Raw genomic sequence first — 13,173 nt, 5'->3', positions numbered from 1 at the left:
GCCATTTTCTATTAACTATAGGGGTATCAATAACAGCCGATTTATTATATCGTGAAGCTCAACTCGAGATAATGAGCGATTCCGAAGACACGGATTCAACCTTCACGGGAGCGAGTCCATGGCCACTCTTTGTCGCTATTGGATTTGCTCTCTCGGAGGTCGGTGTCGTTCTCGGCCTTCGTCCTGTCTCTGTTGCGGGACTGTTGTTGTTCGTCGGATCTGTTGCTGGCATTCTCACAGAGGCGGAGTATATTACTGAACCAGCGAAAGCAGCAGGTGTTCAAGGATTCGTCCTCTTCGGCATCGGTATCTTGCTGATCACACAGAACCAGACCGGGACGACAATCCGCGGTCAATCGATTGCGATCGCTGGTATCCTGTGTCTCGTTGGTGCACTTGTCTGGGTAGGCTTCGTTCGAAGGAAGACCCGCGCAACGGTATCGACAGCAGAGACGTCGGAAACAACATCTGATTGAGTTTCAGTAACAAACTATCGATGGAATTCGATAACACGAAAACGGTAATCGCGTTCGGGGTCCTGCTCACCCTCATAATTGGTGGGACGATGATGAGTCCGACGAGCAAAAGTACAGTCATGATGGTGAGCGTCGGCCTCGTCGTGTTTGGAGTCTTTACGCTCTTCCTCGAGGTCAAACACGGTGAGTATCGAGCAAACCATACTTAGGTCTGCATTTGAGATGAGACAACGGCCGAGTTAATAATATAGGGCAAAGTATTTATTAGGTATTGGCAGAAAATGGGTGTTTTATAGCAGTCGATTTAATAAATGTGTAGTGGCTAGGGGAGAGTGATGACCTCCCCCGACGACGATTCCCACAACAGGAGTGGTGAGCCACCGGATCGCGCCCACGAACACGAAGAAGGGTCCCACGAGCATAGTCACACGCATGACCACGACCACAGTGATCACGAACACGCCCAACACACAGAACAGGGCGTCGACGACGTTTCTCCACCCATAGACCAAGGGGACGTTGCACAATTCGCGGTCCCGGAGATGGATTGTCCATCCTGTGCAGGAAAGGTAGAGAACAGCGTCGAAAAACTGGACGGAATCCGCAGCGTCGACCCGCAAGTGACGAAAGGGACGCTGACCGTTTCATACGACGGCGAACAAACGAGTGCCACCGCGATTGCTAATCGGGTCGAAAAGGCCGGGTACACCGTGGAGGACACCGGCGAAGTGTCCTCGAAATTCACGGTTCCGGAAATGGATTGCCCGTCGTGTGCTGGCAAAATCGAGAACGCTCTCGAGAGGGTCGAGGGAATTACAACATTCGAAACCCAGCCGACGACCGGAACCGTCGTCGTCACGTACGATTCTTCGAGGACTGGAGAAGCCGATATCATCGGCGCTATCGAACGTGCCGGGTACAAGGTTACAGACACGTCGAGCGACGAATCAGGACGGCAGGACCCGACTGAGGAACGCGAGAGCATCTGGACGAGTCCACGAGCACTCAAGACGTGGATCAGCGGTGGATTCGTCGCTCTCGGCTTGCTCTTCGAGTTCTTCCTGACCGGGCAGAATGTACAGCTTGCAAGCCTTCTCGGAACGGAGCTGCTCGTCGCCGACGTACTGTTCCTCGTTGCCGTCGCGTCCGGTGGTCAGGAGATCTTCCGCAACGGCTACTACTCCGCTCGGAATCTGAACCTCGATATCGACTTCCTGATGTCGGTGGCTATCCTCGGAGCACTCGTTGCGAGCCTCGCCTTCGGTGAGGCGCTCTACTTCGAGGCGGCCACCCTCGCGTTCCTGTTCAGTATCGCCGAGCTGCTGGAGCGGTACTCGATGGATCGCGCTCGGAACTCGCTCCGGGAGTTGATGGACCTCTCACCGGATGAGGCAACCGTCAAACGGGACGATACCACGGAGACAGTTCCTGTCGACGAGGTCGCTGTCGGCGACGTGGTCGTCGTCAAACCGGGGGAGAAGATCCCGATGGACGGAACCGTCGTCGACGGTGAAAGCGCCGTCAATCAGGCACCCATCACAGGCGAAAGCGTACCCGTCGACAAGACGATGGGAGATGAGGTATACGCCGGCACGATCAACGAAGAGGGCTATCTTGAGGTAGAGGTTACCTCTGAAGCCGGTGATAACACGCTCTCGCGAATCGTGGAGATGGTCGAGGATGCCCAGTCGAACAAGACCGAGCGCGAGCAATTCGTCGAACGCTTCTCAACGTACTACACGCCAGTCGTCGTTGCCTTCGCCATTTTGACGACGGTGGGAAGCCCGTACGTTCTCGGCACGACCTGGCCCACGGCCGTCGTCTACGGGTTGACGTTACTGGTACTGGCCTGCCCGTGTGCGTTCGTCATCTCGACACCCGTGTCCGTCGTGTCGGGAATTACGAGCGCCGCGAAGAACGGCGTCCTGATCAAGGGCGGCAACCACCTCGAAGCGATGGGGGCCGTCGACGTCGTCGCCTTCGACAAAACGGGGACGCTCACGAAAGGTGAGCTCACCGTCACTGACGTCGTTCCATTAAACGAAAATTCGGAGGAAGACGTCCTCCGGTGTGCCCGCGGGCTCGAACAACGGAGCGAACATCCCATCGGCGAGGCGATCGTCGCTGAGGCCGGCAGCATGGGAGTCGCCGAGCGCGAGATCGATGATTTCGAGAGCATCACCGGCAAGGGCGTCCGGGCCGACCTCGACGGGACGCCCCACTTCGCTGGCAAGCCGGGGCTGTTCGAGGAGCTGGGATTCGACCTATCACACGTCCACGCGACCACTGACGGCGGTGTCGTCACCCAGACAGCTCGGCAGATATGCGACCGGAACAACTGCCTCGACCTTCTCGACGAGACCGTTCCCGAACTCCAAGCAGAAGGGAAGACCGTTGTCCTCGTTGGAACCGAAGACGAACTCGAAGGCGTCATCGCAGTCGCCGACGAGATCCGACCCGAAGCGAAGCGAACACTGACGCGACTCAAGCAACTCGGCGTCTCCCGAACGGTGATGCTGACGGGTGACAATGAGCGGACTGCCCGCGCGATCGCCGAACAGGTCGGCGTCGACGAGTACCAGGCCGAATTACTCCCCGAGGACAAGGTGACGGCGATCGAGGAGCTCGTCGAGGAGTACGACGGCGTTGCGATGGTCGGTGACGGCATCAACGACGCACCGGCGCTCGCCACCGCCACAGTCGGCGTGGCGATGGGGGCTGCCGGGACTGATACCGCATTGGAGACCGCCGACATCGCCTTGATGGGTGATGACCTCGCAAAGCTCCCGTACCTCTACGAACTCGCACACGATGCGAACGGGGTCATCCGACAGAACATCTGGTCGAGTCTCGCTGTCAAAGCCGGGCTGGCAGTCGCAGTCCCGTTCGGATACGTCCCGATCTGGCTCGCCGTCCTCGCTGGCGATGCCGGAATGACGACGGCCGTCACCGGGAACGCGATGCGACTCTCTCGAATCACGCCGGAGACAGACACCGAAACCAGCGCTTCGGAGGGGTAAGATGGGTGCAGAGAATGAGGGAAACGCAACATCCCATACGGAGGCAGATCAGCAACGATACCCGTTCGGACTCTCGTCTCCGCAGTTTGCCGTCCTCGTTGTGCTCATTGGGCTCATCGGGCCCGGTTTGTTGGTATACACCTTCGAACAGGCGAACCTCTCTGCAGTTGCTGACCTCGTGTGGATCGTCGGCTATGGCACAACCGTATTTGTGGTTTGGTTCATCTGGCTTCGTCCGCTCGATTTCGCGGGCTCCTCCGCCCAAGATACATCACTCTCCGAAGAATCGGAGCGGTCCAAACCAGAACCGGAGGGAGCCGATGAGGAGATTACCTCTTCGGATAGCACTGAATCAACGGCGCAGGATTCGATGGTGACGAGTGAAGACGGGGCCCAGGAATCTACCCAGGAACAACCGGAATCCTCAGATTCGAAATAGAACCCCCTCTAATGTGAACTTATGACCCTTCACGAGCATACTGATGAGGAGACCGCAGAGCACAACCTCCCGTCTAAATCAAGTGGCAGTACGCGTCGGCTTGCGCTCGTCGCGGTCGTCAATTTCTTTGGATTCGTCATCGAACTGGCTGGTGGACTCCTGTTCGGGTCGGTCGCGCTTATCAGCGACGCACTCCACATGCTGTTCGATATGCTGGCGTACGCGATGGCGTTCGGCGCGAGCTACACCGCCGAACGGTTCGAGGGTGGCGAGGCGTGGTCGTACGGTCTCCACCGACTGGAGCCGGTTGCGGCCTTCCTGAACGGCGTCTTGCTCCTTCCAATGGTCGGATACATCGTCTGGGAGTCCTACCAGCGGTTCCTTGAGCCAGTGGCGATCAATCCCGAGTTGACGCTGATCATCGCTACGGGTGGCCTGCTGGTAAACATCGGCTCCGTGTACGTGTTGCAGGGTGGTGAGATGAGTCTCAACGAGCGCGGGGCGTTCTACCACCTGCTCGGTGACGCCGGTGGCTCTGTTGCGGTAATCGTCTCGACCGCCGCCGTCGCAGTGTTCGATCTCCCCATCGCAGACCCTGTGGCGGCCGTACTCATTGGGCTGCTGGTGCTCGCGTCGGCCGGGAACGTCCTCCGGGAAAGCACCTCGATCCTGTTGGAACGGAGCCCGGTGTCGTCCGAAGAACTCCGGGATGAATTGACGACACTCGATGGCGTCGACCAGATTGAGGATCTCCACGTCTGGCAAGTCTGTAGTCAACTCACCGTCGCAACCGTCCGACTGACAGATACGTCGACCACACTCGAGGAGCAACGGAGAATCCAGTCACGGGTTCACGACTATCTCACGAATCGAGGAATCGACCACGCAACCGTGGAGCTCGTCGGGCGTACCGATCCCGATACTGACCCTGTCGGTACGACGAATCACTCCCACTAACGATGTCCCACACAGCACCCGATCAAATGTTCGAGGTGTTGGACGAGACGAACGAGAACCTCATTGCGATTCGCGTCGGGAAGGGCACGCGAACAGGCTATCAAGAGCTGTACTCACTCCTCGTCGAAAAGAGCGATAAGCACGGGTACATCCACGTGTACGAGGAAGTTCCGAACTGGACGTTCAGGGCGTTTCTCACACACCTCCACGGGGTGGTTCCCGATCTCCGGTACGGCCCTGAGTTCGATATCGACCGGTACGCCGCAGTCGGCGATACACGATGGGCAAAACTCCTGTTCGACTGGTGGTATGCAATCCGACCGATCTGGCCAGTCGCCCCCAACGAAATGCGATATTTCGACATCAAGAAACGCGAGCGAGCTCTCGACTGGCTTCGAGAGGAAATTTAGTTACGAATACGATCAACTCCGCCGACGACAATGAGGAGTGTAGAGACAAGCGTCAGTCCAAGTTGTGGTTCCCGGAACCAGAATGGCGTTGACGGAACGACTGCCCGAAGCCCGACCAGCAGTAGTGAGAGAACCGGCACGCCGGCGTCAGGGCTGTCGACGCTGCTTCCGTTAGTCGTGTACTTCGGGGCTCCGACAGACTCACCGTAGGGCAGTCGGTCGGCTTCGTATGGGATACGCTCTGTTCGAACGCTCCAGACGACAGTCCCGGATTCGTCGACCTCTACGAGTCGCCGGTTGAGCGTGTCGGTGATAAGCGTGTTTCCGTTCGGGAGGCGATCCGCATCCCGGGGCCAATCGAGCTCGACACCCGCTGCCCGATCAAGAGCCCACGCTGGCTCCCATTTACCGCCCTCCGTTCGATGCAGTTCCACGACTCGGTCGTTCTCGCTGTCGGCAACGAGGACGGCACCATCCCCGAGCCACTGGGGGTTGTGCTGGTGGTTGAGCACGTCGGGGTCACCGCATCGAATATCGCCATCATTGTCATAGTCGTTCAACTGGCCGGATTTCCGGCAATTGGCATCGTTCGAATCGGTCGTATCCTCATTGATAACCTCAACGACGCCCTCGCCGCGCTCGATAACGAGTAGCTGGTTGGCATTCCGTACTGAGACGAGATAGCGCCCAGAGCCGATGACGTCCACGTCGTTGATGTGCAGCCAGTCGGTCGTCGTCGGATCTTGTGGGGCGTCGTAGAACGAACTCGCATTCCACTGCCACGTGACTTCGCCGTTCTTGACAGTAAAGATACGCTCGTACTCCATATCGGTGACCAAGTATTCTCCCGATTCGAGTCGTTCGACATCGTGGACTTCGCTGTTCTTGTTCGTTCGCACCGGGAAGCTATACTCCGAAACCACCTGCAGGTCTTTCCCGGGGTCAATGACTCGGAATCCCGTTCGGGTACAGGGAGACTCGTACGGTCCGCACGAAGCGTACCCGCTGTCCATGAACCCGGCTAACACTGTTCCGTTCTCCGTTTGTGTGACGTCAAAATAGCTATCAGCACTCGATTCACGCCAGGTAGTGTTCGTCCCGTTGAGAAGATAGACGCTGCCGTATTCGTGCCAGCCTGGGCCACCCCCCTGAGACCCGACCAAGGTTCGGGACGTCTGGTCTGTCTCCGAAGCCGTCCCAATCGCAGGGGCGAGCATTGCACTGCTAACAAGCGTGAGAACGAACAGAACAACGCCGAAAAGGATTAGGTAGCTACCCCGACGGAGATCAGGAACGGCAACATTCGGAACGGGGTTCATTTCTGGATATACAGCGAGTACATGATGACCGCGAGGCCAAGGGCGACGAACAGGCTGTTGATGAGCACGCCGAGGGCCAATCCGACAGAAAAGAACTGGTTGGCCACGCCAGTTAGAATTGCCCCGAGTGTGATGATACCGAACCCGACACCAAGGACACGTAGCGAATCCGCACCCGTACGTCGATAGGCTTTAAATGCAATATAGGTAATCCCGCCACCGAGAAGCAGGATTACGAACTTGACGACTGCAATCGCCGTGATGACGCCGTTCATACTTCGTCCCCCATCATCGACCAGATATCTGCAAGCCGTTCGTCTGTAGATTTCGGCGGCCGATCGACGCTCACCGAAAACGTACCTGTGTCGTCCATAGAGATCGTGACGTCCTCGAACGACCGCTCGTAGTAGGTAACCCGTCCACCTCCGGGGTTGATCGTCTCCTGTTCTCGAACGAGGGAAGCGGAACTGAGGAGTTCTAATTTTCGATACAGCGTCGACTTGGGGATGTCACATGCGTCGAGGAGTTCGTTCGCAGTCATTGGTTCGATAGTTTCCTGGAGAATAGCCCGACACGCGGGATCATCCAGCGCATCAAGGACATCCTGTACCTCCGGAGTGTCCTCGGACGACACTGAATCATCTCCCATTATTCGATAATACGTGGTCCTCGGGATATGGTGTCCGATTGCTGGAGAGGCATCCCATTGGTCCCACGAACTCAGTCGGGATCGTGGTTCCAGAGTCATGACGGTCGATCCATCGAAAGAGGGGAGACATGGTGACACAATTATGAATCGTGCTGAATTTCGAGTCGTTGTTCGCCTGCGTCTGTGATCTCGTAGAGACCCCTCCCCAGTGGAACAATACAGCCCTCACTATGGAGGTGAGCACACGTTTGGTCAATGGTGATCGGGTGTCCATCGACGGCGTTAGTGATCTCCATCACATGGCACGGTGACTCATCAACGAGCAGCTCCAATATCTCGACCTCGGTCTGTATTGAGAACTCGCTCATGGTAAATATCGTATCATGACCCACTCAGTAGCTGGATTTCGCCCGGCAGGGGCTATCCGGTCAGTCATACTGCGCGTACACCTCGAGAAGCTCTTGGTATCGATTTCGGATCGTGACTCGACTGACGTGGGCGACCTCACTCACCGTCTCCTGTGTGAGCTGTTCGTTCGTGAGGTGGGTCGCAGCATACAGAGCGGCAGCCGCCAACCCGGCTGGACTCTTTCCACTGTGGACGGCATTATCTGTAGCTACCTCAAGCAGTTCTCGAGAGCGCCGTTCTGCTTCGTCGCTCACGTCGAGCGATGACGCGAATTGTGGAATATATTGCATGGGATCCTCCGGCTCGATCTCCAGCCCAAGTTCTCGGGACAGATATCGGTACGCTCGCTGGATCCGGATTTTCTCGACACGGCTGACATCGGCGAACTCCGTCAGCGGCCGTGGCATTCCGTGCTGTCGAGCAGCCGCATACAACGACGCCGTCGACATACCCTCGATCGAGCGACCGGGGAGCAGGTTCTGCTCCACAGCACGCCGGTACAGGACGCCTGCAGTTTCCCGAACCGATTCAGGAAGTCCCAGAGCGGACGCCATGCGGCTGATCTCCCCGAGCGCTTGCTTGAGATTCCGCTCGTGAGCATCCTTCGTACGGAACCGCTCGTCCCACGTCCGGAGGCGCTGTAATTGAGCACGTTTGCGACCAGAGACAGCCTGTCCGTAGGCATCCTTGTCCTGCCAGCCGATAGTCGTACTCAGACCCTTATCGTGCATCAGCTGCGTCGTCGGAGCCCCGACCCGACTCTTTTCATCGCGTTCCTCTGAAGTGAACGCACGCCACTCAGGACCGTGGTCGATTGGATTATCTTCAAAAACCAACCCACAGCTTTCGCAGGTCGCCTCACCGCTGTCGCTAGTCCGTGTAATATGACCCTGACACTCGGGACAGATGTTGTCGTTGGCAGACTTCACCTCGCGGTCGCGTTCATCTATTGACCGTTCCTGGGTATGTTCTTGAGCCATCATACTATTGGCATATAGGGGTTTTCCCTACAAACCGTGTGTCTTCTTAACAGTATCATGAGACGGCTCCTCAATGAATAGCAGGCGGTGTCCCACTCGCTGGGAATCCGGCTTAACACTTTGTCTCCAAGACATCAACTCGTCACACCGCAAGTCAACGTCCCTACCCAATATTATGTCTCAAGCCCGACTCCGCAGGCACGATATACGAACCGCGATTTCAAGGATTCCGGTCGAGTACAGGCATATCGCCAGTTTGACGCTACTAGTGACGTATATTGTGATGCTTCTTGGAGCCTACACCAGTGCAATCGGTGCTGGACTTTCCTGTCCCGATTGGCCGACCTGCTACGGGACGTGGGTCCCCTTCCTTCAACCCGAGATCATTGCTAACTCGCCATACTCTGCACTCCAAATCTTCGCTGAGTGGGCTCACCGTGGACTGGCGATGACGGCCGGGGTTCTGATCGTCGGCACGACCCTTGGAGCGTGGGTGACACACCGTAATACCCCGATTGTCAAATGGTCGGCCACGGCCGCTCTCGTCCTCCTTCCGTTACAGGTTATCCTCGGAGGATTGACCGTCACGGAAGATCTCCAACCGACCATCGTGACGACGCATCTGGGCGTGGCAATTCTCATTCTCCTCTGTCTCCTGACGACCTGCCTCGTCGCATATCTCCGCCGCTGATGACCCCTTGCGTATAACACAATGCCACAGATACCGACGATTCAGCTCACTATGAGAGCAGAACACGGAGCCTATGAAATCTACACTTGGAGTAGTGATCACGAATGACTGCCCATACCTGCCCGATCTGTACAGATCAATTCGAAACAGCTGGAGCAGCGCGTGACCACACATGGAACGTTCACAGCGCCTGCCATTATTGTGGCGAACAACTCGGTGACGAGACTGACGAGCAGCTCTACAGACACTGGCTCGTCGCGCACCCCGACGACCTCTCAGGTGTGGATTACAAACGGGCTGAGACAGCCGTTGATTCACTCACGTTCTCAGAGCGGCTCTCCGAGGGAGGTGTTGGAGCTGCTGTCGGAGGACTAACCCGCCGACAGCTTCTCCTCGGCGGTGGTGGTGCCGCCACTGCCGGTCTCGTGATCGGCGCCACCGCTCTCTCTAACAATACGAGCACTGAGCCGGATGACGGCGCGACTGCTGGAGGTGATACGGGTGCCGTTACCACTGCCCCGATTCCCGACTCGCCTGGAGACTTCCGCTATGCGACGATGGGGTCTGCTGATGCCGATGTCATGGTCACATACTTCGGGAGCTGGAAGTGTCCGTACTGCGCCCAGTTCAGTACGGAGATGCTTTCACAACTCGTGACGGACTACGTGGAACCAGGAACAATTGCGCTCGAGTTCCGCAATCTGGCATATATCGGTGGCGACCCATTTTTGGGCCCCGATGCACCGGCAGCCGGTCAGGCCGGATTAGCCGTCTGGAACACCGACCCAGCCTCATACTGGGCGTTTCACGAATACGTGTTCGGGAATCAACCACCCGAGAGCGACCAGTGGGCGACCGCCGAGAGATTGGTCGAGTTTGCTCAGGCCGCAGGCGTCTCCGAGACAGCGTCGGTCCGCACGGCCATCCAAGAAAATCAGTATGACGACGCGCTGCGGGCGACTGACAGGGCTGCGAGCGATGTCGGTGTCGATGCCACACCCACGCTCCTCATCGATGGCATGACGGTCAATCCACTCGGAAACGAAGAGCGAGTAAGACAGCTGATCGAAGATGCAGCTGGATCAAACTGAGTCATGGATGTCCGACGGACGATTCTGGCTTGCAGGCGGGGCAGGCGTCGCGGCGATTGCAACCCTGGGAAGCCTCTGGTTCAGTCTCGGCCTCGGTCTCGTTCCGTGTACCCTCTGCTGGTACCAACGTATCCTCATGTATCCGCTTGTCGTCGTTCTCGGCGTTGCCGCCCTCGAGAGCCACAACACAATCTGGCGAACAGTCGTGCCACTATCCGTGGTGGGAGCTTCAATCGCGGGATATCACTCCGTACTCCAAGCAACGACGGCCTCATGCACCTTTGCTGGCCCCTGTGCAGTTGTCCAGTGGCAGGCTCCGGTGCTCGGACTTACAATTCCGAATCTCTCACTCATCGCGTTCGTGCTCGTGATAATTACAGTCCTCGCTGGATCCAACCTCGTCGAACCTGAACGTCAGCTATGAACAAAATCACTACCGCGGGATGTCTTGGAATGAATAGCGCCGGAATCGACCTATCGAAGCCAGCTTGTAGGGTGGAGCCCTACGCTCACATCTGATTAATGTCGTCGATATCTCGTTTCCGGTCTGTCGCCTCGGCGATTGGTCTCACGTATGGATCATACGTCGCGGGGGCTATCGTAATCCTTGCCGTCGCGACGGTAGTCGGGTTGTTCGGAGTCGACCTCGCGTCGCGCCCAGCCCTCAGACTGGTTGTGAGCACGTTCTTCCTCCAAGGAGTGACGTTTGGGGGCATCGCCATCCTTTATCTCAAAGGCCGTGATCTCGGATTGGGATTCGTTCCAGTTCGTTCACCTGACAAGCGTGATGGAGCAGTGATTGTTGGCGGGAGTATAGCGATCCTGGGGTTGCTCTTTGTGGCGTCCTCAGTAATCACAGCCCTCGGTCTGAACTCGGCTCAGAATCAGATCGTCGAGGTCGGGCGACAAAATCCGAGTGTATTCCTTCTTCTGATCCCCCTTCAATTCCTGTTAGTCGGCCCGGGAGAAGAGCTGTTGTTCCGGGGCCTCGTACAGGGCACCCTCCGTGAAAGTCTCCATCCGGCTCGTGCAATCATCCTCGCAAGCGCTCTGTTCGCATCGATCCATCTCTTCTCGTTGTCAGGGGAAGGCAAACTGGTGTACATCGGTATCGCATTCGTCCTGGCCTTAGTACTGGGAGCAGCGTACGAGTATACGGACAACCTCACAGTGCCGGCTGTGATTCACGGGACGTATAACGCGGTGCAGTTTGCAGGGGCCTATCTGACGGCGACGGGCGGACTCTAAAAATCTGACCACTTTGTCGTCTCAATTTCAGACTCCTAACGGCGAACAAGTATAAATAAAAAGCCGCCATCTCCATTCGCCTTTTGCCGAACATATCCACGCACTGTCCCGTGAATTGGGACACCGCAGTCGCCCTATGTTTAGGCCAACCAAAATGCCGAGTGTATCATGACCACACGTTTCGGCGCACCCGGAACCGGACTGTCCCGGCGTGAGTTTCTCGCGGCAACTGGCGCGACGGGTATCGCTTCGTTAGCAGGCTGTTCGGCGGGCGGAGCTAACGAGCCAGCAGCAACGAGCGATACGGCCACGCAGACACAAACTGACTCGCCTAATCTCCCCTACACCAGCCCTCCAACAGTCGTCAACGTCGACGAGCAGGGTGGTGGAGTGACGATGCGGACTCAACAGGCCCGCCACGCCGTCCACCCGCTCGATACAATGGGTGGGCCCGTCGAATTCCCACGCGTCTGGGCGTTCCAGGCCGACGACAACGACCCCAGCGTCCCAGGCCCAATTCTCAGAACGACCGAGGGTAACGCGATGGAGGTGACACTCGACAACACCGATGGCCGACGTCCCCACACGATTCACTTCCACGGAATTCGCAAGACGTGGGAGAACGACGGCGTCCCGACGACGACCGGGATTCAGGTCCCGCCAGGGGAGACACACACCTACGAGATTCCCGCTAACGTCCCTGGAACGCATTTCTACCATTGCCACTTCCAGACCCACCGGCATATCGACATGGGCATGTACGGGATCTACCGAGTTGATCCCGAAGGCTACGAACCGGCGGACCGCGAATACTTCATGACGATCAAGGACTGGGATTCGCGGGTTCCGCGGAAGTGGGCCGGTGAGGCGGACTTCACATACAATTCGGCCAGTCGCAATCCGGACGTGTTCACCGTCAACGGGAAGAGCGCACCCCGAACGCTGCACCCCGAAGAAGGCTCACCGATCATCGTCGACGAGGGCGACTCAGTTCGCATCCACCTCGTCAACGGTGGATACATGTCGCACCCGATGCATATCCATAACCACCGCTTCCAGCGTGTCGAAAAGGACGGCGGGACGATTCCAGAGGCTGCCCGCCACGACATGGACGTCACGAACGTCGCCCCCGCTGAACGACACACGATCGAATTTACTGCCGATGCAGACCCCGGCATCTACCTGATGCACTGCCACAAGGTCAACCACGTGATGAACGGCACGTTCTATCCCGGCGGGATGCTCACCGGCGTGGTCTATCGGTCCGTCATGGATACTGACATTTTCAACCAACTTATGGAGTACGCTGGCTACTCCACGTAGAGACCCTCTACACCACGACCAGGACAGGATCTAACTGAACGATAGGGGTTACCCAACCCAGGTGGACTCCTGTTGGTTCGACATCACCCCGCTAAAACAGCCGTCGCTAGGACTGCGAACCGGTCATCGAAATAATCTGAATCAACACAGCTGGGGGCTAGC

16 protein-coding genes are annotated in these 13,173 nt (G+C 57.4%); 11 read left to right on the top strand and 5 right to left on the bottom strand.

Features of this window, described 5'->3' with window-relative positions; translation table 11 throughout:
- The first annotated feature begins 71 nt into the window (after positions 1–71).
- The 6 genes from ACQUQR_RS16135 to ACQUQR_RS16110 all read left to right on the top strand — a co-directional run bounded on the left by ACQUQR_RS16135 (position 72) and on the right by ACQUQR_RS16110 (position 5,302).
- Complete coding sequence (locus ACQUQR_RS16135) at positions 72–476, top strand: DUF7541 family protein (RefSeq protein WP_004594556.1); 405 nt, start codon at positions 72–74, stop codon at positions 474–476.
- Positions 477–496: 20 nt separating this feature from the next.
- Complete coding sequence (locus tag ACQUQR_RS16130; protein ID WP_004594557.1) at positions 497–685, top strand: DUF7333 family protein; 189 nt, start codon at positions 497–499, stop codon at positions 683–685.
- A 126-nt stretch (positions 686–811) separates the two neighbouring features.
- On the top strand, positions 812–3,496 hold the full coding sequence (locus ACQUQR_RS16125) for a heavy metal translocating P-type ATPase (protein WP_435197484.1): 2,685 nt from the start codon (positions 812–814) through the stop codon (positions 3,494–3,496).
- A gap of 1 nt (position 3,497) precedes the next feature.
- Positions 3,498–3,935: a hypothetical protein gene (locus ACQUQR_RS16120; RefSeq protein ID WP_004594559.1), complete on the top strand. Its 438-nt coding sequence runs from the start codon at positions 3,498–3,500 to the stop codon at positions 3,933–3,935.
- A gap of 21 nt (positions 3,936–3,956) precedes the next feature.
- Positions 3,957–4,892 carry a cation diffusion facilitator family transporter gene (locus ACQUQR_RS16115; RefSeq protein WP_004594560.1) on the top strand — a complete coding sequence of 312 codons (936 nt, stop codon included), beginning with the start codon at positions 3,957–3,959 and terminating at the stop codon, positions 4,890–4,892.
- 26 nt (positions 4,893–4,918) lie between these two features.
- On the top strand, positions 4,919–5,302 hold the full coding sequence (locus tag ACQUQR_RS16110; RefSeq protein WP_004594561.1) for an STAS/SEC14 domain-containing protein: 384 nt from the start codon (positions 4,919–4,921) through the stop codon (positions 5,300–5,302).
- On the opposite strand, the gene ACQUQR_RS16105 is transcribed toward ACQUQR_RS16110, so the two are convergent.
- The 5 genes from ACQUQR_RS16105 to ACQUQR_RS16085 form a co-directional block, all read right to left on the bottom strand.
- The gene (locus ACQUQR_RS16105) at positions 5,299–6,621 is read right to left on the bottom strand and encodes an arylsulfotransferase family protein (protein ID WP_004594562.1); all 1,323 of its coding nucleotides are present in this window, start codon (positions 6,619–6,621) and stop codon (positions 5,299–5,301) included. The genes ACQUQR_RS16110 and ACQUQR_RS16105 overlap by 4 nt on opposite strands.
- Positions 6,618–6,896, bottom strand: a complete 279-nt coding sequence (locus ACQUQR_RS16100; protein WP_004594563.1) for a DUF7521 family protein — start codon at positions 6,894–6,896, stop codon at positions 6,618–6,620. The genes ACQUQR_RS16105 and ACQUQR_RS16100 overlap by 4 nt, the downstream gene beginning before the upstream one ends.
- Positions 6,893–7,270 (bottom strand): winged helix-turn-helix domain-containing protein, encoded by a 378-nt coding sequence (locus tag ACQUQR_RS16095; RefSeq protein ID WP_004594564.1) that lies wholly within the window; start codon positions 7,268–7,270, stop codon positions 6,893–6,895. Before ACQUQR_RS16095 ends, ACQUQR_RS16100 begins: the two co-directional genes overlap by 4 nt.
- Before the next feature lie 140 nt (positions 7,271–7,410).
- Entirely contained in the window at positions 7,411–7,638 is a 228-nt protein-coding gene (locus tag ACQUQR_RS16090; protein WP_004594565.1) for a hypothetical protein, read from the bottom strand.
- A gap of 60 nt (positions 7,639–7,698) precedes the next feature.
- Positions 7,699–8,661 carry a transcription initiation factor IIB gene (locus ACQUQR_RS16085; RefSeq protein WP_004594566.1) on the bottom strand — a complete coding sequence of 321 codons (963 nt, stop codon included), beginning with the start codon at positions 8,659–8,661 and terminating at the stop codon, positions 7,699–7,701.
- 70 nt (positions 8,662–8,731) lie between these two features.
- On the opposite strand from ACQUQR_RS16085, the gene ACQUQR_RS16080 reads away from it, so the two are divergent.
- From ACQUQR_RS16080 to ACQUQR_RS16060, 5 genes are all read left to right on the top strand, one after another.
- A complete protein-coding gene (locus ACQUQR_RS16080) occupies positions 8,732–9,349 on the top strand; it encodes a COX15/CtaA family protein (protein WP_011222430.1) in 618 nt (205 codons plus the stop codon).
- Between the two features lie 104 nt (positions 9,350–9,453).
- Positions 9,454–10,440 carry a thioredoxin domain-containing protein gene (locus ACQUQR_RS16075; RefSeq protein ID WP_004594568.1) on the top strand — a complete coding sequence of 329 codons (987 nt, stop codon included), beginning with the start codon at positions 9,454–9,456 and terminating at the stop codon, positions 10,438–10,440.
- Entirely contained in the window at positions 10,421–10,864 is a 444-nt protein-coding gene (locus tag ACQUQR_RS16070) for a disulfide bond formation protein B (protein ID WP_004594569.1), read from the top strand. The genes ACQUQR_RS16075 and ACQUQR_RS16070 overlap by 20 nt, the downstream gene beginning before the upstream one ends.
- A gap of 206 nt (positions 10,865–11,070) precedes the next feature.
- Entirely contained in the window at positions 11,071–11,688 is a 618-nt protein-coding gene (locus ACQUQR_RS16065; protein ID WP_435197483.1) for a CPBP family intramembrane glutamic endopeptidase, read from the top strand.
- Positions 11,689–11,856: 168 nt separating this feature from the next.
- Positions 11,857–13,011 (top strand): multicopper oxidase domain-containing protein, encoded by a 1,155-nt coding sequence (locus ACQUQR_RS16060; RefSeq protein WP_004594571.1) that lies wholly within the window; start codon positions 11,857–11,859, stop codon positions 13,009–13,011.
- Positions 13,012–13,173: the final 162 nt, after the last annotated feature.

The organism is Natronomonas sp. EA1, assembly GCF_051195035.1.
GTDB lineage: Archaea > Halobacteriota > Halobacteria > Halobacteriales > Haloarculaceae > JBNTJV01.
The sequence above is the reverse complement of the archived record's forward strand: the minus strand, read 5'-3'. Positions and strand labels throughout refer to the sequence as shown.